The following is a 21368-nucleotide window of genomic DNA, read 5'->3' on the forward strand; positions in this document are numbered from 1 at the left end:
GGCGCGCGATTATAGCAAAAAATCCAGCGTCTAGGAAACAACCAAAGGGCAACGGCTAAACAACAGTTGGGGCTTGTTGCGCTAATTCGGTGTATTTTTCGCGTAATAGGTTCATTTTATTAATACTTTTATCGGTACTGTACGCTCTAAATAATGTAAGTACTTTTAAAATACCGTGATATATATCTTGCTCAGCAAGGGTACCGCTTGGCCTACGAGCCTTAATATAAGGCGTCCAAAAGCTAACAGTTAACTTTAGTGTATGGGCTAAATCAATGACATCTTGCTCATCAATAGCAATCATTTCACTATCGCGAAGACCTAGAATAATTTTACGAACTTGCTCTAATAACTCTAACTGAAAATCAATGTAAGCTTGTTTTAGCTCAGTGTCTCTGGCGAGTATATCGCCAAGATTGTCGTAAAAAAAATGGTAACGCCACATCAATTCAAATAACGAATCTAAATAAGCCGTTAAATGATTAAATGCATCATCATCTTTATTAATAGGTTTAAAGTGAGTATTTAAATGATCGCGATACAGCGCAAAAATATGACGGATAATGTCTTCTTTATTTTTAAAATGATAATAAAGATTACCCGGGCTCATCCCTAAGTTTGATGCAATATGATTTGTCGTTATTGCACGCTCACCATTTTCGTTAAACAACAAAATACTGGTGTGTATTATTTTATCCTTGGTATTCATATGCTAATACTCAAATTATCTATAGGCTACATTACACTCAAAAGAGGTAAACAGTATAAACAAATATGAATCATTAAAACACTCAAACCTTGGACTGACCTGTTCAAAGAAAGTAAGTGTTTATATGCGTTATTAGCTAGGCTGCTTTGTGGCATAAACACTGTTAAACTAGCGCTAAAATCATAAATAGTGAACATTATGAAAGTTATTGCAATTTACCCGGGCACCTTTGATCCACTAACTAATGGTCATACAGATCTTATTCAACGTGCAGCTAAAATGTTTGATACCGTATTAGTTGCGGTTGCGAACAACCCAAGTAAAAAACCCTGTTTTAACCTTGAAGAACGTGTTGAACTTGCAAACTCTATTTTAAGTCACTTAGATAATGTTAAGGTCATTGGTTTTTCTGGCTTATTGGCTGACCTTGCGCGCGATCACAATGCTAATGTGCTTATTCGTGGTATTAGGGCTGTATCTGATTTTGACTATGAATTTCAATTAGCTAACATGAACCGCCGCCTGAATCCTGATTTAGAAAGTGTATTTTTAACACCCGCAGAGCGAAATTCATTTATTTCATCAACGCTTGTTAAAGAAGTAGCACGTCACAATGGTGATGTAAGCGAGTTTGTAGACCCTGTAATTGTCAAAGCGCTAAAAACTAAACTGGGCTGTGGTGCCCAATAACACTTCCCGAATTAGCGCATAACTTGTATGCGCTAATTCGGCTTTTGTATAGATGATGATTTTAATTTTTTAATTAACCAAACAAGTTTTAGCAAATCTTTATTGATAATTAGTATTAGCGCCATAGTGATATCAATAATAGGCATAAGTAAACCATACAGCATCCACAGCCACCAAAAGTCCCGATTGCCATAAAGAGTATTATCAATATACATGCTCATAAACAGTGAGGCATTGATACCAAGCCCTACAATAAGATAATAAAATCCGTACGGTATTTTGCGTCCTAAAAAAATACGCCACATAAAAATAACTGCAATTGTTAGTACATCAAATATAAACATCTTTAAATGCGGAGCTGCAGTAGTTATGTCCATAAATAAACTAAGTGTGTACGAAGCCATCATAATAAAGCTAAGGTGAACTCGGCTTTTATCTTGCTTATTAATGGCAATTGATAGAGTGAACAAAAAAGAAAAAACAAACAGCCATGTAATAAGTATTCCAAAATATTCATTAACTGAATTTAATTGCCAAAATAGATCCTCCATTCTATTCAACCTTTTGATGAGTGCTTTTTCTACGATTAAGTAAATACCGTTTTAATGCAACCAAACCTAAAAAATCTTTATTAATTAGGAGAACTAAAAGCATCGTTAAATCAAAAATTATTTGCCCTATTGCATATAAGGCCCAAAACCACCAGTAGTCTAAATTTCCTAAAACAATACTGTCGTAGTGCATTCCAAAAAAAACAAATGCGTTAAAGCTAAGTCCGACTAAAAGATAATAAAAGGCTACGGGGAGATTTTTACTAAAGTATATCCGCCATATAATCAGAAAAAATATAGTTACGATATCAAATATAAAAAGGGTCAAATGGGGTGTCTTGCTCAAGGGATCCATAAAAATACTAGAGGTGTAAGATACCATCATAATGAATGCAAGCTGTGTGCAGCTTTTGTCAGACTTGTTAATGCTTGCAGACAAATTATATAAAAAAGCGAGTACAAAAGACCATGTAGTAAAAATGGTTATATAGTCGTATAAACCAGCCAGCTGCCATAAAAAATCAAGCATTGCGTGACCTTTTAAATTTTTCAGTTAAAAATTTAGTAAGCTTAACTAGACCTAAAAAATCTTTGTTAAAGATAAGCGCTAATGGCATTATCAAATCTGTAAAGTACATACCAAATACATAAACGTTCCAAAACCACCAATAATATAGAGTACCTAAAATCTCTATATCGTAATGCATAGCTAAAAATAAAGATGCGTTAATACTCAAACCAAAAACAAGATAATAAAATGCGTTAGAAATTGGGCCACAACTGCAGTACCGAAACGTAAAAATAATAATTAGAGTTACAATATCGAAGTAAAAATAGTTTAAGTGAGACACTATAACCATATCGAACAGTGTACTTAAGGTATACGAAATCATCATAATACCAGAAAGGTACATTGTATTTTTATAGGGACTGTTTATGCTTGCTGACAAATTATAAAGAAATGCAATTACAAAGAACCATGTAATAAATATACCTACATAATCTCTAATCGCTACCAGATCCCACAGTATGTCAGCCATCATGCCCCTTTATGAATTTATTATTTCGCAACCACCCTTTTAGTTTATACAAACCTAAAATATCCTTATTGATGATTAATACCAATGCCATTGTAAAGTCGACAAAATACATTCCAAAAATATAAACTGTCCAAAACCACCAATAGTAAAGAGTACCTGCAATTTCAATATCGTAATGCATACCTAAAAATAAACATGCATTAATAAAAAGCCCTACAATTAAATAGTCAAAAGCAATTGGTACTAATTTTTTATATATAAATCGCCAAAGTATCAGGGCGCTAATAGTAGCAAGATCATAATAGAAGTAATTTAGGTGAGGATTTTCAATCAGTGGATCCATAAAAAGACTAGATATATATGAAACCATCATTATAAATGAAAGATGCGCTCTACTTTTATCATTTTTATTAATACTCGCTGATAGATTATATAAAAATGCGATTAGGAAGAACCATGTAAATAGTATTGCTACGTTGTATCCTAAATCTACCAGACCCCAAAGTATATCAGCCACTACTTCTATTCCTTTTCATAATACTATTGTGGAACCATATTTTAATTGCAGCTAAAGCTAAAAAATCTTTGTTTATAAAAAATATAGCTAGCATCATAAAGTCGGCTAAATTAACAACAATTGAATAAAAAAACCAAAACCACCAAGGTTCGTAATTATTAAAAACTGACACATCTATATACATACCAAGAAATAATGATGAGTTTATAATCAACCCTAACAACAAGTAGATCGATATAAGATTTTCAATAATGAACAACCTTAAAATAATAATGGCGAAAATAGTTGTTATATCAAACAAAAAGAGCTGAAGATACGATATGTGTTGTATATCTATAAACAGGCTTGAGGAGTAAGAAATTGACATAACAAATGATAACCATACAGCTTCTTTTCTAGGTTTGTTAATACTTATAACTAATGAGTACAAAAAAGCCATTAAAAAGCCCCACTGTACAAATGCACCTATGTAAAAAGAAATGGCTGGATTAACTAGAATATTATCCATTATTTTTGAGATTTTTGTTGAATACTAGTGACAGAATCATTAAAACATCGAACATATTTACACCAACAGAATAAACACTCCAATACCACCAAGGCTCATAGTTATACAAGACGTATAGATCGTAATGTAATATTAAGGTAAGCACAGCATTTATTATTAACGCAAAGATGATGAAGTGAAAAGCCATAGAGCGGTGAAGTACTTTAAAGTACTCTAAAATTAATAAAGCTAAAATAGTAACAAAATCGTAGAGCATCGAGTTTAAATATAAACCTTCTAATAAGTCTATATAACCACTAGAAACATATGAGCAGAGCATAAGCGCAGATAAATAAACAGGAGACTTATTTTCTTTATTTATCGTAGAGGTCAAACAATACAGAAAGGCCATTAAAAAGAAGGCTTGTACATAAACCATTAGGGGTTCAGTAACGTACATTTGAGCTAGATTACTTTGTTGGTATCGTTTGACTTGAAGTAGTTGATAGTTTTATTTTTTAATTTATGAAGACCGAGAAAGTCTCTATCGATAATTAATACAACAATCATAACTAGATCTATAAAGTTCACTGTATATGTATAAACTTCCCAAAAAAGCCATGGTTCTTTATTTTTTAATATATATATATCTAAATACATGCAAAAAAAGAAGGTTGAATTTATCGATAATCCAGTAACTAAATATAAAAAGGATGGTGTTGTTATCCTTATGGCTTTATGGGCAAATATTAGAGCTAAAATGGTGACGATATCATAAATAGCCCAATCTAAGTATATTGAGTTTTTTATGGATAACCATGTAAAGACTAAATCTGATAAAGTATAAGATACCATCATTATAAACGAACTGAGTAATAGAGTTGTTTTTCTTTTGACATCTAATGTGTATACAAACACATTAAAAAGGAATGCCATTAAAAATCCCCACATCAAAAAAGCTGACAAAGAGAACAACCCAAAAAACTCAGTTAACAACATTTAAAACCTTAAATTATCATCTTGGTTTAACTACAATGATGGGTGCGCCATTACGTTGTAAATCAGCACTCGCAGCTTTCATACCATCTTGAGAGAAGCTTACTGTATCAGATTGCAGGGTTTTAGGGCTAGCAGTTTGTTCCATTGCAGGCTTTAATTGTTGTGTTTTGTTGTATGCTTGCATTTGTAATTGGCTATTAGCTGAAACTTGCATGTGATTGATCCTTGTAAAAGTTTTATTTATATTTGGTGCAACTTTTAACCACATTATTATGTAGATAAATGCATTACCTGTTTTAAGCAGTGATAGCTATTTTGCTATCTATCTTATACATAGCAACCAATGTGCCAACTTTTTTTGACGCATTAAAATTCACTCAAAAATATAATCAAACTAAACAACTCCGACCAGTTTACTGCAAATATAAAAAAACGCACAGGGATAACCGTACGTTTTTTGTATCCAGGGAGTTTAAGCTACGTATTTACACGGGATCTCCGCACGTGTACTTAGCTTCAAAATATATTCCATTGCTACTTCGTCACAATTTTCTTTACGAAGGCAAAGTTCACAATCTTTCATTACTTTTTCAGGCAAAGAGTCTTTGCTACAAAAAGTAAAACGTTGTTGTTCAAAAAAATCGGGGACACGGGTCAATACAATAACTCGGTTAAGTGCCAATTTTTTGGCTTTAGTAAGTAGGTGCTCTACAAGCTGTCTACCCTGCCCCGTCACTTTACTTTTTGGGTCTATACCCAATGAGCGTATTTCAGCAAGGCCGGTATCGTAAATGTATAACGATGCACAACCTGACACTTTTCCATTTATTTCAGTAACTGCAAACTCGTTAATAGAGTGCACCATATCGCTTTTTGCACGAGGTAGGTTTTCGCCTACCGTTGCCCAATGCTGTATAAGTGTGGCTATTGCCTCTACATCATCTAAATTTGCATCACGTACCGTTATTTGCTGTTTTTTTTTGGCTTCTTTAACAGCATTAGTTACTTGCTCAATAGACGTCCCACCAAGCGCTTGACGCGCTTTTATACACGCATCAATTTCAAGTACTGGGTAAACATCGTCTTCAAATACAGTGTTTACTGATTTGTACTGCTCAAGTGATAGCTCCTCAAGCGTTTTACCTTCGCTAATCGCAAGCTGTACAAGTACACCCACAATATGATGCCCTTCTCTAAATGGCACACCTTTAGCAACTAAGTAATCAGCAAGTTCGGTGGCATTAGCGTGGCCGCCTTTTGCCGCTGCTAACGTTTTATCGCCATTTACTTTTACGCCTTTAATACATGCTTGCGCCATATGAATACATGCAAGCCATGTTGGCATAGCGTCAAACAGGCCTTCTTTGTCTTCTTGCATATCTTTATTGTATGCAAGTGGCAGTGCCTTTAATGTCATCATCATAGCGCTAAATGCACCAAATACACGTCCAGTTTTACCGCGAATAAGCTCGAGTGCATCAGGATTTTTTTTCTGAGGCATGAGCGATGAGCCTGACGTGACGTTATCAGCAAGCTCTATAAATCCGGCTTCACCCGAATTATAAAAAATCAGATCTTCAGACATACGAGATAAGTGAATCATCGAAATAGACGCACAACTTAAAAGATCTAACACGAAGTCACGATCAGATACGCCATCAAGGCTATTTTTTGTAGCCGCTGTAAAACCTAATCCGTGGGCTAATGCTTGGCGATCAATCGGATAAGCTGTACCTGCTAATGCACCACTGCCTAATGGGCAAAAATTCATGCGCGCTTTAGCATCTTGCAGGCGGCTTTCATCGCGCTCTAGCATTTCTACATACGCCATACACCAGTGGCTAAACAATACTGGTTGTGCGCGCTGTAAATGCGTGTAACCTGGCAATATTGTGCCAAGCTCTCGCTCTGCAAGCGCTACAAATTCGCCTTTTAGCTGTGCAATGGCATCTAGTAAATGATCGGCTGTATCACGGCACCATAGTCTAAAATCGGTGGCAACTTGGTCATTACGGCTTCGGCCTGTATGTAATTTTTTAGCTAAATCACCTACTTTTTCAATTAGAGCAGCTTCAACATGTGAATGAATGTCTTCTGCACCTGAAGTAGCAACTGATTGTGGATCAGCTTTAACTTCTTCAAGTAGCTCATTTAATGCAGCAACTAATTTTGTATGCTCATCACTTGAAAGTACATTTACCTGTTCAAGTGCACCAGCCCATGCCACAGAGCCAATAATATCTTGCTCTGCTAACTGGTAGTCAAAGGGAAGAGAGTCGTTAAATTGCTTAAACGCCTCATCTGGACCCGTAGAAAAACGTCCGCCCCATAATGCCATGAAATCTCTCCAAACCCTGTAGTGCCCCTTTTATAAGGGGCTATAAATAATTTACTTTTTAGCCAATGCTGAAATTCTGCTTGAAAGCGAGAATAAACGAATAAAGCCTTCAGCGTGTGACTGGTCATACACATCATCTTCGCCAAATGTAGCAAATGCTTCGCTGTATAAGCTATTTGGTGATTGCTTTTGAACCGCAGTTACTTGACCTTTATATAGCTTAAGTACCACTTCACCTGTTGCCACTTTAGAAAGTGCTTCTGCACCGGCTAAAATAGAATCTTTAAGTGGTGTAAACCAACGTCCGTCGTACACTAAATGTGAAAATTCACCACCTAGTACTTCTTTCCATTTACGGCTTGCTTTATCAAGCACTAGCTCGTCAATGGCTTGAAGCGCAGCCATAATTACTGTGCCACCTGGTGTTTCATAACAACCGCGTGACTTCATACCTACTAAACGGTTTTCTACAATATCAACACGCCCAACGCCATGAGGTGATGCAATATCGTTTAATTTAACTAAACAGTCATATGGTTTAAGTTCTTCGCCATTTACAGCAACCACTTCGCCTTCAACAACTTTTAAAGTTACTAGTTCTGATTTATCTGGTGCTTGCTCTGGAGAGTTAGTCCAAGTCCATACTTGCTCAGTTGGTTGACACCATGGATCTTCAAGCTCACCACCTTCGTGCGAAATATGCCAAGCGTTAGCATCACGGCTATAAATTTTTGTAGCAGATGCTGAACACGGAATGTCACGCTCTGCTAAGTAATCAAGTAATGATTCACGACTCGATAAGTCCCACTCACGCCATGGCGCAATTACTTTTAAATCTGGAGCAAGGGCTGCAAAACATGATTCAAAACGAACTTGGTCATTACCTTTACCAGTACAACCATGAGAAAGTGCATCAGCACCTACTTTACGTGCAATTTCAACTTGTGCTTTAGCAATAATAGGACGCGCCATAGACGTACCTAGTAAATAAGTACCTTCGTAAATCGAGCCCGTTTTAAGTGTTGGATAAATGTAATCACTTACCATTTCATCTTTTAAATCAACTACGTAACATTCTGAAGCACCTGAAGCGATTGCTTTAGCTTCTACGCCTTCAAGTTCTTCTGCGCCTTGACCTACATCCGCTACAAACGCAACAACTTCACAACCGTAGTTTTCTTTTAACCATGGCACGATAGCCGATGTATCAAGACCACCTGAATAGGCTAAAACGACTTTTTTAATTGAACTCATAGGTGTTCCTTAACAAAATTTGGATTTAGTAATGTAACTAGCAAAGCATTTTGCGCGTGCATGCGATTCTCTGCTTGTTGAATAATTTTCGATGCTGGACCATCCATTACCTCAGAGGTAATTTCAAATTCACGGTGTGCCGGTTGGCAATGTAATACCGTAGTTGCACCTGTTTGATCTAGCAATGCCTGATTTAATTGATAAGGCATATATTTTTCTTTAACTTGCTCAAGCGGTGTTGTATCACCCATTGATACCCAAGTATCTGCATATACAACGTTTGCACCAACAGCCGCTTCAACACGGTCACTTACCATCACTGATGCGCCATTCATTGCCGCTATTTGCTCTGCCTTTTTAAGGATTTGCGAATCAGGCGAGCTGCCTTTTGGCGTTACAGCAACAAAATCAGTGCCAAGCGTTGCCGCTAAAAGCATTAATGAATGAGTTACATTGTTGCCCTCACCTAAGTAAGCCACTTTAAGCTCGCTCACATCGCCGTGAACTTCTTGAAGCGTTAAAAAATCAGCAAGCGCTTGGCATGGGTGGTATAAATCACACAAACTATTTACTACCGGTACTGATGCGTATTCACCTAATGTAGTTAATGTGCTGTGCTGATTTACGCGTGCAACAATACCATCGGCCCAAGTAGAAATATTAAGTGCGAAATCTTTAATTGATTCACGTGCACCCATAGCGCCATTTTGCTGATCTAAATAAACTGCATGGCCACCAAGGCGGTTAATACCTATATCAAACGATAAGCGAGTACGTAAACTTTGTTTTTCAAACAATGTTACGATTGATTTTCCCGCTAATACATTGCTGTATTTTTCTGGTTTTGCTTTTATATCTTGCGCTAACTTTAATAAATTAAGTGCGCCTTCTTGGTCTAACTCTAAACCCGTTAAAAAATTCTCAAACATAATAAACCTATGGTGTAATCTTAGTTCCGACATGCTCGCCTTGTAGCAGAGCAGTTAAATTTTCTGGCTTTTGCCAGCTGGAAATATACACACCGCGTCGTAAATGTTGGGCAGCGTGAAGGCTGGTCTTAACTTTGACCTCCATCCCGCCCACAATTACTCCATTTGTAATTAAAGTATCAATGTGTTTTGTGTCAAGTTGATGTAACGGCTGTTTATTTTCATCAAGCACTGCTTCAACATCCGTCATAAAAATAAGCTCGGCATTTAAGTTACTAGCAATAGCTGCTGCTGCTTCATCTGCATTTACGTTGTACCAAAGCCCTTGCTCATCAAAGCCTATAGAGCTAACAATGGGTAGGCGACCGATTTTAAGTAAATCATTAACAATAGAATCGTCGTTGCTTTTACATTTACCCACCAAGCAAAGCGCTTTTAGCTTTTGAGTGGCAGTAACACCTGCCTCAAAAAGACTTAAGCCGACAGGCTTGTGCCCAGCACTAATAGCTTGAGTCATTAATTGTTTATTAGCGCAACCTGCAAGCGCACCCACTATATAAGGCATTTGCTCTGCTGGGCTAATACGTAATCCTTGGTGTTTAGCACTGGCAAAACCCGCTTGTTTTAACCATGTATCAACTAAAGCGCCACCGCCATGTACAATCACAAACTCATCATTTGTTTGCTCATTTAATACATCAAACAACGCTTTTGCTGCATTTTCTGTATTAAGTACTGCACCACCTAGTTTAATTACCCACGTTTTTTTACTCATTTAAAACGCTCCTTTTAAACCAGTGGTATGATCTAAATTCATAGAAATATTAATACACTGCAAAGCTTGTCCAGCAGCGCCTTTTAATAAGTTATCAATAGCAGACATCACAATTAACTGCGTTCCTTGTTGCTGCCAGCCAATATCAACAAATGGCTGCTTAGCTACACCTTTAATTGAAGGTACTTTATCGCCTAATAAACGAATTAATGGCTCGCTCGAAAGTACTTGATAAGCCGATGCAACGTTTTCCTTGGTAACGCCTGGCTTAAGCTGTACATAAATAGTTTCTAAAATACCGCGCGGAAAATTACCTAGATGCGGTGTAAACAACACTTTGTGGCCAAGGTGTTGTTCAATTTCAGGGCCGTGGCGATGGTTAAACAAACCATAAGGTGCAAGCGACACTTCACAAAAATGCGTTCCTACACTGGCTTTACGCCCTGCGCCTGTAACGCCCGAAACCGCATTAATAATAATACTTTCGCTGCTTAATAAGCCTGCTTGCTTAAGCGGTTTTAGCGCATTAAGCGCTGCTGTTGGGTAACAGCCTGCAACAGCAATTAGCTTTGCATTAGCGATAGCATCATGGTTCCACTCAGCTAGACCGTAAGCCGCTTCATTTAAAAGCTCTGGATGTTGATGCTCAAAACCATAGTAAGTAACGTAGTCGTCATTGCTTGCTAAACGATAGCCACCAGATAAATCAAATACCTTTTTACCCATAGCTAAAAATTGCGGCGCTAGATCAACACTTACTTTGTGATCGGTACATAAGCATACGTAATCAGCATCACTTTGAATGTCATCAAAAGCTGATACGCTAAGAGGAAGTAAAGGGCAGTCTAGTAAGCCAAGGTGCTCTGGGTATAAATCACTTAGCAATTTATTTTTATCTAAGCTACCCTCAGATACATAACAGCCTGTTAAAGTTAAGTTTGGATGCTTAGCAACTAAACTTGCTAACTCTGCGCCGCTGTATCCGCTTGCGCCAATAATCACTACATTCATTTGTTACTCGTTATCTTAAAATTAATTACTACTTATCTATAATGTTCGCTTAAACTAGCTTAGACGCTAATTAAGTCTTTTTTATTAATGAATTTTGATTATCGTCGCATTATTTTCATGGCGTTACTTTTAATATATTTATGCTTAAAAAGTGAATTGATATTCATCATAAATACTTTTATATTGTTATGCAATTAAATTGAATAATAATTTTGGATTTTTTTATGCCTTTGCCTTCGTTTATTTCCATGTACCAACAATTGATTGCAGCCCCTTCTATTAGTGCTATTGAAGACAACCTGTGTATGAGCAATAAAAACGTAATTGAACTCCTAGCCAGTTGGTGCGAAACAATCGGTTTTACGTGTGAAATTATAGAATTAGAAGGAGGTAAAGGGCGCTATAATTTATTAGCAAAACGCGGAGAAGGTGATGGCGGATTAATGCTAGCTGGTCATACCGACACAGTGCCTTTTGATGACAGTCGTTGGAATCATAATCCATTTAAACTTACCGAACTCGATAACAAATTGTATGGGCTAGGAAGTATTGATATGAAAGGTTTTTTTGCTTTTGTATTACAAGCGATTAGTGAACTTGATGAAAAGCAGCAAACTCAGCCTATTTTAATCCTTGCCACCGCCGACGAAGAAACAACGATGGCTGGTGCACAACAAATATGTAAGCACCCGAATTTAAAACCTGCGCGTTGTATAATAGGCGAACCTACTGATATGACGCCAGTATTTATGCACAAAGGCCATATGAGTACAGCAATAAGAGTGGTTGGTCGCTCTGGGCATAGCTCCGATCCCGAACGTGGTCTTAACGCCATTGAAGTAATGCATAAAGTGATTACAAAATTGATGATCTTAAAAGAACAATTAAAGCATAAGTATTCAATAAACCACTTCGAAATCCCTTATCCAACATTAAACTTAGGTAATATTCATGGCGGCGATAACGCGAATAGAATTTGTGGTTGCTGTGAAATGCATATAGATATGCGCCCATTACCAGGTTTAAGTGTACAAGAACTACAAGCATTAGTACTCGATGCAACGAAAGAGATAAATCAGCAATACCCAAATGCGGTGAGCGTTATTGATTTACATGAACCAATACCGGCATTTAGTGGGAGCACCGACAGTGCTTTAGTAAAAATGGCTGAAAAAATAGCGGGGCAAAAAGCGGTCGCAGTAAATTACTGCACTGAAGCGCCGTTTATCCAGCAACTCGGTTGTGAAACGATTGTAATGGGCCCAGGCTCAATTAACCAAGCACACCAGCCTGATGAATTTTTAGCGATGGAAAAAATAAAACCATCACAACAAATAATCACTGATCTTATAAAAGCAAATTGCTTTAGCTAATAAGATTACAATAAAGGCGCCAATTGGCGCCTTTATTAATACAGAACTAAGGCCTAATCACCTTTAACTTCTAAGTTAATAAACTTAACTAGCTCTTCAGGTTGCCCTACTAGCATCATAACTTGTTGGTTAATTTCCATCATAGTTTTACCTTCAGGTAGCTTTGCAGACACACTGAATGAATTTAAACCTTTCGCAAAGCTAGTTAAAGCCTCTGCAATATCTTCAGTTACAGGAGCTTGTTGTAACTGTTGCTCTAGCGTCATTTCCATTTGCTCAAGCGTCATACCTTGCTTTTCAAGCTCGCTTGAGAGTAAATCTTTTAATTTACCCTGGTTATTTAAGGCAAAGCTAACATTACGCGGCTCTAATTTACTCATTGCTTGCATAACAAGTGTTTGCTGCTGTAATTCTTGCTCATACGTCAGCGGTTGATCACCCGCTTCTTGCTGCGCCTTGCTAATAGCCAATGAAGCATCCATTAACGCTTTTGAATTAGCTAAACCCATATCCATATTAAAACTAACAATGTCTTTTGCATCAAGCTTAACTACTACATCACTATTGCCAGACTCTTCATCGTAATCAAGTGATGAATGTAAGTCGTAACTTGCCGACGCTAACATTTCGTTTGTATCAGCTGGTAATTTTGATACGAAGCTTTTATCAAACTGAAAGCTTTTTACATCAAATGATGTATGTGGTGATATTTTATCCGGCTCGTAGCCAGTTATTTCAATGCTTTGAATATTAGCAACATTGTCACCTTCAGGGCTTATTACTTCCATGTTTGTTATTTCTACACTCTTTGAAATAACACTTGCCGATAAACCAGCGTATTTAAATGTAGCGCCAGTTTGCTCGCTTACTAAAGCAAGTTGCTTATCTACTTCTGCACGCACTTCTTGAGTTGCTACGTAGTTTGCGTAACTAACACCACCCACGCCTGCGGCCACAAGAGCTGCAACTATAACTAATTTTTTCATGTCATTTCCTTATTTAATTCTTTCTATAAAGTGTCTCAACTTAAGAGTAACACTGAAGAACATCACCGATAAGTGTTAATTAATCAAACTAAGTAACTCATGTACGGTTTTTACAGGGGTAATTTTAGCGCCTAGCCCTTCCATCGATTTATGGTAATTGCGAAATGGAATATATATTTCTGTAAAACCATGTTGTGCAGCCTCTTTAACACGCGGTACACCACTGTCTATTGGGCGTACATCGCCGTTTAAGCTAAGTTCTCCCATAATACACGTGGTACGAGGTACAACAAATTCGTTTAAACTGCTAAGTAACGCGGTTACTAATGCTAAATCGATGCAGGTTTCTGTCTCATCAATTCTTAAACCACCCACAATATTAAAAAACGTATCGTGAAATATTTTAGTTTTAGTATGCTTACGTAATATACCGGTCAGCATTTTTATACGATTCATATTTAAACCAACACAAACACGCTGCGGAAATTCAGCTTCTGTTTCGGTAGTTAAACATTGAATCTCAAGCAATAAATTACGATTCCCTTTACGAATACAGGTAATAGTAGAGCCAGGTGAGTCGGTGGTTGAACCCGATAAAAATATTTCACTTGGATTATCAACGCTTAACATTCCACGTTCACACATTTTAAAAATGCCAACAGTATCAATATCACCAAAGCGGTTTTTATTTGCCCTAAGGGTTCGTATTTGCCCATCGTTGGTATCTATGTGTAAAAGCGCATCAACAATATGCACAAGTGTTTGAGGGCCTGCTATTTCGTTATTTTTATTTACGTGAGCAATAATGAACATGGTTACATCATTTTGCTTACAGTACTGAGTTAATGCTTGGGCGGCGCTTTTTACTTGCGAAGGCGAACCTGGGCTACCATTTGCCGTATCGGTTACAACAGCTTGAATAGAGTCAATAACAGCAAACTTAATTTTATTTTTCTCGAGCTCTTCGATGATGGTTTCAACGCTCGTTTCTGAAAGTAAATAAAGCTCGTCCGGGTTATAGTTTAACTTTAAACGATTTACCCTGTTTTTAAACTGCGATAAAGATTCTTCTGCCGTACAGTAAAGTGACGGCATCCGCTGTGACATTCTCGCCACTAAGTCAGATAGCAAAGTTGTCTTACCCGCCCCCGGATCGCCCGAAATTATATTAACAGAGCCAGTAGTCACCCCGCCGCTTAGTACGCGATCAAGCTCGCCGATTTCAGTTAGCTGCTTTTCAGCCTCTGATGTAGCAATATCATTGATTTTTTTAGAACCACCACCAACACCACCAGCATAACCACCAACGTTTGATCGTATTGATGCTTTTTTACTATGCCCTGCTGAAGGCTTAAATTCCGCTAATGTGTTCCACGCACCGCAGCGACATTGACCCTGCCAACGTTGATAGTTCATGCCACATTCGGTACAAACAAATTCTACTTTTGCCGCTTTAGCCATTGATAACTTTACCTACTATTCTTTAAATTAAAAAAATTCTTACTATTAGGCGCTTATTTTGCCATTTCAGGCATTTACTTAGCAACAAACTCTTGCCTGCTTAAAAATCTAGCGTCACAATCAATAAATACACATGGTGTTTCTTTTTAGCTATAATTTAGGGCATACTTTTTGCTTTGTAATAGTTTAAAGTAACTTGCCAATAAAATGGCAAATAACACATACATAACAAGAGCTAAACAGTAGTAACTCAAATAATTGTACCTATATTAATAACATAGCGCGATTTAACGTTTATTGAACTTCTAATAAATGGACTTAACAGTATACCTACTTTTTCAATTAGACGGTGATGGTTTTATAAATGGCTGATGACATAATGCTCAAACACGAAGACCTCGTGAATGAGTTAAAAACATATTTAGGCAACGCTAAATTTGATCTAATTTTCAAATCAAAAACCGCAGGGTTAACTAAACCTGAGCAATTTTTAATGAAAATGGAAATGTCGCGTTTATCTCAGCCAGTGGCACGTTTTGTTGATCTTCGCGGATTAGTGACAGGCCAAGTAAAACCATATGAGCATAACGGCAAGCAACACTTTATGGATGACACAGCCATTGAAGTGTTTGAAAAAGCGCTTAAACAACATGGTGAATACACCTTAGCTGTTTACGAAGCCGTAATGAATACAGAAAATAACCACCGCGTATTACAAAAACAAGCAGCCGAAAAATCAGAGTTACAAGAGTTAGAAAATAACTTAAACACTGAAGTAATTAAGTTTGCCTCTTACGAGAGCCGCCGTGAAGAACGGATGAATTACTCAATAAAAGTAACGATTGATTACAAAGATAAAAAGAACATTGCTGCTAGCACCTCAGATATATCTTTAAGCGGTTGTAAAGTTAAGCTTGCAACGCGCTACTCTATAAAAAAAGGCGAACTCATCGCAATGCGCTTAGTAGGCCTTGAGCAAGACTTTGAACTTGGCCTAAAAAACGGTATTCAATACGAAGTTGTTGCAGTAGAAAATATCTCTCGTGAATTTAATCACATCCGCTTAAAGCGCACTTATATAGAAAACAACGATGCCTTTAATGACTTTTTAGAAAGTTTTATTCATGGTAATAAGCGTCGTTATAAAGTAAATCTAGATAATACGCTCGATGCTGTAGTATCAAAGGGGTATGAGCAGTACTACATTCCTCGCGTAACGTCTTTATATGTGTTTTTAAGTAAAAAAGATGAGCAATATTACCCAAGCCTTAGCCTTACCACTGAAAATAATATTTTTATTCAGCGCTACTTTACCGATGAAAGAAAAATACCGTGTTTGTACAATATACTTAATCATCAGCGTATTACACAATTACTAACTCAAATTACCGCAGTAAAAGAAGATTACCTCTATACATTTACACATATATCATCAGGTAAAATTTATTACTACTCAGCGACGCGTACAGAGTTAAATAACAACCCTAAATTACGTGATCTATTTTTAGGTTTTGGTAGCCAAAAAGAGAGCTGGCAGTGCTTTAAAATACAAGTAATGCCAAGTCATCCAGATGATTCTTTTATACCGCTTTCACTACCTAATAGTGCCGGTGAAAATATAGAAAAATTAAATAAGCCGCCTTCACCTCGTGTAAAAGGCCTTATAAAAGATGTTAAGTATATTGTTGTACTTACAAATATTGGCAATAAAGCTGAACAAGCAAATTATAAACAACTTACTTTTGATAAAGCATTAGTAAATCAGCTTAAGCACTTTGGCCACGCAAAACACAAAACACCACCCTACTTAGATATTGTGCCACTTGAATACGTAAATTTACGCTCGCATAAGCGCTATCTTTATAAAACACCAGTTAGTGTCACTATTAATGATGAGGTATTTAACGGCTATACACGTGACTTTTCGGTAATGGGTTTGCAGTTAGAGTGCGAACAACCTGCCACATTTAAAAAAGGCGATATAGTACTTTTAGCATTCCCTGAACTTCAAAAAATAACTAAAAAGCATAAGCTTAGTGAACTAAAGTACGAAGTAATGGCCATCAGTAAGTCATTTACTACTATTAACCTAAAAGCAAATCGTATTGCTGATTTACCCCATGCTGGCGTGACCTTTTTCACTCAGCTAATAGAAGGTAATAAAGACAAACTTAAAGTATCTGAAGAAGCACCTAAAGTAGAAGGCTTATCTACCGCACTTAGAAATATGGTTACAAAAAGCGTTTGCCAATTTCCGCTATATTTACACAAAGAAGCTGCACACTTTAAAACCGGCGCAATTGGATATGGGTTATACGCCAGCCCTATGCACGTGATTTTGCAAAACTTTGGTTTATTAAGTAACAAAACTGACTTTTCGAGCATTCTGACCGAAGAGCAAATTATTAATGTAATAACACCAAATATTAAAGATCGCAGCCGCCAAGATGCACCGCTTGCTTTTACACTTGCTATTAACTTCGATCCTCGAAAAGGCAGTATTGAAGAGGCTATTGTTAGCCAATGCGCTTTAGGTGAAGACTACTCAAGCTTTTATAAACAAATTAGTAAAGGTATTACATCGCAACTTATATTCGTAATGCGTTTGTATATATCGCGCACAGGTCGCCCCGATACTGATTATCTTTCTAATGAGCTAAAATACGTAAGTCAGTACGCAATGCACAAAGCTAAAGATTTAGAAGAAGCCTTATGGGCCGTAGCTGGTGTAGGTGATGTAGTAGATATAACTGAAGAAGCGCTAAGCCATTTAGAACTAAAAAAAGAGCAAGTAGCACAAATGAGCCGCCGTAAGCTAATTTGGTTAAACCGCTTACGTTAAGCGGTTTAACTTAATTTATTTTAAAGTGTTGGTTGTTTTTCTAACGGAATAGCCAACATATACAACAATTGCAATAATGACCCATCACAAATAGCCGCCTGTGCTTGCTCAACCACTTTTGGCTTACCATGTACGGCCACACCTAGGCCTGCTTTTGCCATCATGACTAGATCATTTGTGCCATCTCCAATAGCTACAGTTTGTGCTTTTTTAAGCCCTAGCTTTTGCTGAAGCACCTCTAAAACGACCGCTTTTTGCTGCGCATCGACAATCGTACCCAGTACTTTACCTGTTAGCTTGTCGTCTTTAAATTCGAGCTCATTAGCGTGCACTTCATCTAAATTAATCAGCTCTTGTACACGCTCTGCAAAAGGCACAAAACCACCTGAGGCAATCGCCAAATACCACTTATGTTGCTTTAAAATTTGGCACAGTATTTTAATACCAGGCATCAATGGTAATGTACTTTTCAGCTCTTCAATTAAGCTTTTTTCAATACCTTCAAGCTTAGCTACACGCTGATATAAACTCTCACTAAAATCAAGTTTACCCGCCATTGCAAGTGCAGTTACAGAGGCAACTTCATCGTATACGTTCGCAAGGCGTGCTATTTCGTCTATGCACTCAATAGTTATTGCAGTTGAGTCCATATCCATAACCAATAAACCTGGCTCATATAAATTAGGCGGCGTAGCAACTTGCACTAATTGACAATCAAGCGTGTTTGAAAATTCTTGTAGTACTAACGGGTTTATAGTTTTATCTGCATTTTGCGCGTAAAAACACAGTGCTGGTGCAAGCCCTAAATCAGGTTGGTATTGGCATATAGCGGTGACTTTTTGGTTATGTGTCGCTAAAAAGTCAACAATACTGGCAATGTGTTTTTCCGCAAAATCACCTGCAAATGCGATGCTAAATAACCCTAATGCTTTGTTTGGAATATAATCGAGAAGTGTAGATACACCACCACTATAGCTAAACCATTTATTTAGAGTTAAGTGTTGTAATGGTTGCTCAGCAGCTTGCTGTGCCATGTTGATTTGCGACATGGGATCTCCGTGTTTATTTTTATTTTCCTGATAGTTGGCATCTCAAAACTGCTATTCTCAACACTAAATTCGCCATCAGGTGGGGTTTAAGGTTATAGTTAGTGTAGTTGTAACATCAAATCAAAATGCTGTCAGTAGCATAAACGGTGACTATGAAAAATAACCATATTAAAAACCCTATAAGCGCATCCCAAAGAAAGCGACTCGTTCGCTTAATTCTTGCGGCTGGCTGTTTTGTATTACTAAGCTGGGTGGGTGTTAATAGTAGTTTTCAGAGTCACCAGTTACTTTACGATAGCGCCGACAGCACCGCAAAAAGCCTCACTCAGTTTATGGCTTTAAATGTTAAAACACCTTTAATCGAAAAAAATAAACCCCAGCTCAATGCAATTTGTAACGATATAAGTAAAGATGAGTTTGTGCTTTCTGCCACTATTTACGATCAACAGGGTATTTTATTAGCCAGTAGCGACAATTGGCAGTCGCACCATGTTTATGGTCAACTTTCTGATTCTACCCCTGGAATAAGTAAGTTAAAAACACCTTTTATGGAACCTGTTATAAGCGATGATGACCGCCCTATAGGTTTTGTATCTATTACTTATTTAACTCGCGCTGCAATATCCGACAGCCACAATCATTTTCATGACTTAGGCAGGCAGGTTTTACTAATGCTAGTGATTGCTTGTATTTTTACGTGGCAGTTAGGCCGTGGATTAAAGCGCTGGCAGGTAAATCGTTATATGCAAAAAACATCTGAACAAGAATCATAAAGTTGCTTTGCAAGCGTCTCTTTTTCGCTGTGTGGCTTTAAATCACATAGTGCGTCAAACACATCAGGTATATGCAATGGCGTGTTAACCTCCCCTTGGTAGCCACTTAAAGGCATTGAAGGTGAATCTGTTTCAAGCACTAAGTGCTCGGGCTCAATAGCGGCAATAACAGCACGGGTTTTAGCTGCACGTTCATAGGTAATAACACCGCCTACGCCAAGCTTAAAGCCCTGTTTGATATAGTACTTCGCTTGTTGGATTGAACCTGAAAATGCATGAATCACTCCCCCATTTTTTGGCTTACAACGTTTAAACGCTTGCGCAATTAAATCATGGCTTTGCCTGTGATGTACAATGAGCGGTAAACTTAGCTCATTAGAAAGCCCTATTTGCTGTTCAAATAAATAAGTTTGTTTAGAGAGGTTTTCAATGCTTCGATCAAGCCCACACTCACCAATAGCCACCAGCTGATGCTTATTTGTAGTTGCAAACTCGAATAACGCTTCTATGTGCAATTCTTTATGTTGATCTAAGAAGTAAGGATGCAGCCCTGCCGCTATTTTTATACTTGGATAGGTTGCTTTGAGCCCTATAAGAGTATGCGATTGAGCAAGCGTAATACCCGGTACAACAAACTGATTCACTCCCTTTGCTACACACTCGGTTATGAGCGATTCACGACTTGAATCAAACTCACTAAAATCGAGGTGGCAATGAGAGTCAATAAATTGCACGGTTACTTACTCATCTATTTATTAAGGATTTAAGCGTGTAATTTGCCAGCTATTATCTGCTTGGCGCTGATACATAAAACGATCATGTAAACGATGCGCCCCACCTTGCCAAAACTCAATTTTAGTGGGCACTACACAATAACCGCCCCAAAAATCAGGTAATGGAATTGCACCTTTAGCAAACTTATTTTTCATATTAGCAAAGGTTTCCATTAGTACTTTACGTGATGACACCGGACGGCTTTGCGCTGATGCCCACGCTGCTAATTGGCTTTCTTTAGGACGAGATAAAAAGTACTTTGCCACAGCAGAGGTAGGTAATGGTTTAGCCTCACCGTATACAATAACTTGGCGTTCCATGTGGTGCCACGGAAAGTGCAAGGAAATTTTGTTATTGCCTTTAAGCTCCTGCGCTTTACGCGAACCTGTATTGGTAAAAAATACAAAGCCGTTATCATCCAGGTGCTTTAAAAGCACAATACGCTGTGAAGGCTGACCGGTTTCATCAACAGTTGCTACAACCATCGCTGTTGGATCGGGTAATTGGCTTGCTACAGCATGCTCAAGCCATGTTTCAAACTGCTTGAATGGGTCATCTTGCAAGTTATCTTCGCTTAACGCGTCTTGCAGGTATTCACGGCGGATATCTTCGAGTTTCATAACAAATCCTTTAAATAAAGACTTAGAAAAGAGCTTAGGGTAGCGAGCTTAAAACAATAGATATTGAGTAATAACAAGTATCGAGTCTCAGGTATATACGATAGAAATAGCACCGAGTCTCGGGTGTATCGTTGGGTTTCGTTTCACTCAACCCAACCTACAATGTAAAACATTGCATCTGCAAGTGTAG

Annotated in this window: 20 protein-coding genes; 4 read left to right on the forward strand and 16 right to left on the reverse strand. The window is 37.6% G+C overall.

Going from position 1 to position 21368, the window contains the following annotated elements; all coding sequences use genetic code 11:
- Positions 1-55: 55 nt before the first annotated feature.
- Positions 56-709 (reverse strand): TetR/AcrR family transcriptional regulator, encoded by a 654-nt coding sequence (locus H5159_RS08295; RefSeq protein ID WP_182723978.1) that lies wholly within the window; start codon positions 707-709, stop codon positions 56-58.
- Between the two features lie 198 nt (positions 710-907).
- Here H5159_RS08295 and coaD point away from each other — a divergent pair, with 198 nt between their 5' ends.
- The gene (coaD, locus tag H5159_RS08300; RefSeq protein WP_039484868.1) at positions 908-1399 is read left to right on the forward strand and encodes a pantetheine-phosphate adenylyltransferase; all 492 of its coding nucleotides are present in this window, start codon (positions 908-910) and stop codon (positions 1397-1399) included.
- A gap of 32 nt (positions 1400-1431) precedes the next feature.
- Here the strand turns inward: coaD and H5159_RS08305 are convergent, their stop codons facing one another.
- The 10 genes from H5159_RS08305 to argC form a co-directional block, all read right to left on the reverse strand.
- The gene (locus tag H5159_RS08305) at positions 1432-1950 is read right to left on the reverse strand and encodes a hypothetical protein (RefSeq protein ID WP_182693093.1); all 519 of its coding nucleotides are present in this window, start codon (positions 1948-1950) and stop codon (positions 1432-1434) included.
- A gap of 1 nt (position 1951) precedes the next feature.
- Positions 1952-2479, reverse strand: a complete 528-nt coding sequence (locus tag H5159_RS08310; protein WP_182695709.1) for a hypothetical protein — start codon at positions 2477-2479, stop codon at positions 1952-1954.
- Between the two features lie 503 nt (positions 2480-2982).
- Positions 2983-3507 (reverse strand): hypothetical protein, encoded by a 525-nt coding sequence (locus tag H5159_RS08315; RefSeq protein WP_182695710.1) that lies wholly within the window; start codon positions 3505-3507, stop codon positions 2983-2985.
- 952 nt (positions 3508-4459) lie between these two features.
- Positions 4460-4993: a hypothetical protein gene (locus tag H5159_RS08320; protein ID WP_182780126.1), complete on the reverse strand. Its 534-nt coding sequence runs from the start codon at positions 4991-4993 to the stop codon at positions 4460-4462.
- Positions 4994-5009: 16 nt separating this feature from the next.
- Positions 5010-5207 carry a hypothetical protein gene (locus H5159_RS08325; protein WP_182732748.1) on the reverse strand — a complete coding sequence of 66 codons (198 nt, stop codon included), beginning with the start codon at positions 5205-5207 and terminating at the stop codon, positions 5010-5012.
- A gap of 258 nt (positions 5208-5465) precedes the next feature.
- Positions 5466-7331, reverse strand: a complete 1866-nt coding sequence (gene argH / locus H5159_RS08330) for an argininosuccinate lyase (RefSeq protein ID WP_002958762.1) — start codon at positions 7329-7331, stop codon at positions 5466-5468.
- 51 nt (positions 7332-7382) lie between these two features.
- A complete protein-coding gene (locus tag H5159_RS08335; protein WP_007377844.1) occupies positions 7383-8585 on the reverse strand; it encodes an argininosuccinate synthase in 1203 nt (400 codons plus the stop codon).
- Positions 8582-9514, reverse strand: a complete 933-nt coding sequence (locus H5159_RS08340; RefSeq protein WP_002958764.1) for an ornithine carbamoyltransferase — start codon at positions 9512-9514, stop codon at positions 8582-8584. Before H5159_RS08340 ends, H5159_RS08335 begins: the two co-directional genes overlap by 4 nt.
- 7 nt (positions 9515-9521) lie before the next feature.
- The gene (argB, locus tag H5159_RS08345) at positions 9522-10289 is read right to left on the reverse strand and encodes an acetylglutamate kinase (protein WP_002958765.1); all 768 of its coding nucleotides are present in this window, start codon (positions 10287-10289) and stop codon (positions 9522-9524) included.
- On the reverse strand, positions 10290-11300 hold the full coding sequence (argC, locus tag H5159_RS08350) for an N-acetyl-gamma-glutamyl-phosphate reductase (protein WP_024596072.1): 1011 nt from the start codon (positions 11298-11300) through the stop codon (positions 10290-10292).
- Between the two features lie 224 nt (positions 11301-11524).
- On the opposite strand from argC, the gene argE reads away from it, so the two are divergent.
- Positions 11525-12673, forward strand: coding sequence for an acetylornithine deacetylase (gene argE, locus H5159_RS08355; RefSeq protein WP_149602219.1), 1149 nt, complete (start codon positions 11525-11527; stop codon positions 12671-12673).
- 53 nt (positions 12674-12726) lie between these two features.
- Here argE and H5159_RS08360 read toward each other — a convergent pair whose 3' ends face one another.
- Positions 12727-13659 (reverse strand): hypothetical protein, encoded by a 933-nt coding sequence (locus H5159_RS08360; protein ID WP_002958768.1) that lies wholly within the window; start codon positions 13657-13659, stop codon positions 12727-12729.
- A 75-nt stretch (positions 13660-13734) separates the two neighbouring features.
- Positions 13735-15120 carry a DNA repair protein RadA gene (gene radA / locus H5159_RS08365; RefSeq protein ID WP_076923598.1) on the reverse strand — a complete coding sequence of 462 codons (1386 nt, stop codon included), beginning with the start codon at positions 15118-15120 and terminating at the stop codon, positions 13735-13737.
- A gap of 364 nt (positions 15121-15484) precedes the next feature.
- Here radA and H5159_RS08370 point away from each other — a divergent pair, with 364 nt between their 5' ends.
- On the forward strand, positions 15485-17962 hold the full coding sequence (locus H5159_RS08370; protein WP_024596075.1) for a PilZ domain-containing protein: 2478 nt from the start codon (positions 15485-15487) through the stop codon (positions 17960-17962).
- A 20-nt stretch (positions 17963-17982) separates the two neighbouring features.
- Here the strand turns inward: H5159_RS08370 and serB are convergent, their stop codons facing one another.
- The gene (gene serB / locus H5159_RS08375) at positions 17983-19011 is read right to left on the reverse strand and encodes a phosphoserine phosphatase SerB (RefSeq protein ID WP_182780127.1); all 1029 of its coding nucleotides are present in this window, start codon (positions 19009-19011) and stop codon (positions 17983-17985) included.
- Between the two features lie 152 nt (positions 19012-19163).
- Between serB and H5159_RS08380 the strand changes: the two genes are divergently transcribed.
- Complete coding sequence (locus tag H5159_RS08380) at positions 19164-19784, forward strand: AhpA/YtjB family protein (protein WP_002958772.1); 621 nt, start codon at positions 19164-19166, stop codon at positions 19782-19784.
- Here the strand turns inward: H5159_RS08380 and H5159_RS08385 are convergent.
- Both H5159_RS08385 and pdxH read right to left on the reverse strand, forming a co-directional pair.
- Positions 19751-20518, reverse strand: coding sequence for a TatD family hydrolase (locus H5159_RS08385; protein WP_182723972.1), 768 nt, complete (start codon positions 20516-20518; stop codon positions 19751-19753). The two genes, H5159_RS08380 and H5159_RS08385, sit on opposite strands and share 34 nt — an antisense overlap.
- 21 nt (positions 20519-20539) lie before the next feature.
- Positions 20540-21178 (reverse strand): pyridoxamine 5'-phosphate oxidase, encoded by a 639-nt coding sequence (pdxH, locus tag H5159_RS08390; protein WP_024596079.1) that lies wholly within the window; start codon positions 21176-21178, stop codon positions 20540-20542.
- Between the last annotated feature and the right edge of the window lie 190 nt (positions 21179-21368).

The organism is Pseudoalteromonas sp. SG43-1 (assembly GCF_014164415.1).
Classification (GTDB): Bacteria; Pseudomonadota; Gammaproteobacteria; order Enterobacterales; family Alteromonadaceae; genus Pseudoalteromonas; species Pseudoalteromonas distincta.

Excerpts from the sequence above, each read along its gene's own strand:
- H5159_RS08295 (WP_182723978.1), bottom strand. The coding sequence starts at position 709 with ATGAATACCAAGGATAAAATAATACACACCAGTATTTTGTTGTTTAAC.
- coaD (WP_039484868.1), top strand. The coding sequence starts at position 908 with ATGAAAGTTATTGCAATTTACCCGGGCACCTTTGATCCACTAACTAAT.
- H5159_RS08305 (WP_182693093.1), bottom strand. The coding sequence starts at position 1,950 with ATGGAGGATCTATTTTGGCAATTAAATTCAGTTAATGAATATTTTGGA.
- H5159_RS08310 (WP_182695709.1), bottom strand. The coding sequence starts at position 2,479 with ATGCTTGATTTTTTATGGCAGCTGGCTGGTTTATACGACTATATAACC.
- H5159_RS08320 (WP_182780126.1), bottom strand. The coding sequence starts at position 4,993 with ATGTTGTTAACTGAGTTTTTTGGGTTGTTCTCTTTGTCAGCTTTTTTG.
- H5159_RS08325 (WP_182732748.1), bottom strand. The coding sequence starts at position 5,207 with ATGCAAGTTTCAGCTAATAGCCAATTACAAATGCAAGCATACAACAAA.
- argH (WP_002958762.1), bottom strand. The coding sequence starts at position 7,331 with ATGGCATTATGGGGCGGACGTTTTTCTACGGGTCCAGATGAGGCGTTT.
- H5159_RS08335 (WP_007377844.1), bottom strand. The coding sequence starts at position 8,585 with ATGAGTTCAATTAAAAAAGTCGTTTTAGCCTATTCAGGTGGTCTTGAT.
- H5159_RS08340 (WP_002958764.1), bottom strand. The coding sequence starts at position 9,514 with ATGTTTGAGAATTTTTTAACGGGTTTAGAGTTAGACCAAGAAGGCGCA.
- argB (WP_002958765.1), bottom strand. The coding sequence starts at position 10,289 with ATGAGTAAAAAAACGTGGGTAATTAAACTAGGTGGTGCAGTACTTAAT.
- argC (WP_024596072.1), bottom strand. The coding sequence starts at position 11,300 with ATGAATGTAGTGATTATTGGCGCAAGCGGATACAGCGGCGCAGAGTTA.
- argE (WP_149602219.1), top strand. The coding sequence starts at position 11,525 with ATGCCTTTGCCTTCGTTTATTTCCATGTACCAACAATTGATTGCAGCC.
- H5159_RS08360 (WP_002958768.1), bottom strand. The coding sequence starts at position 13,659 with ATGAAAAAATTAGTTATAGTTGCAGCTCTTGTGGCCGCAGGCGTGGGT.
- radA (WP_076923598.1), bottom strand. The coding sequence starts at position 15,120 with ATGGCTAAAGCGGCAAAAGTAGAATTTGTTTGTACCGAATGTGGCATG.
- H5159_RS08370 (WP_024596075.1), top strand. The coding sequence starts at position 15,485 with ATGGCTGATGACATAATGCTCAAACACGAAGACCTCGTGAATGAGTTA.
- serB (WP_182780127.1), bottom strand. The coding sequence starts at position 19,011 with ATGTCGCAAATCAACATGGCACAGCAAGCTGCTGAGCAACCATTACAA.
- H5159_RS08380 (WP_002958772.1), top strand. The coding sequence starts at position 19,164 with ATGAAAAATAACCATATTAAAAACCCTATAAGCGCATCCCAAAGAAAG.
- pdxH (WP_024596079.1), bottom strand. The coding sequence starts at position 21,178 with ATGAAACTCGAAGATATCCGCCGTGAATACCTGCAAGACGCGTTAAGC.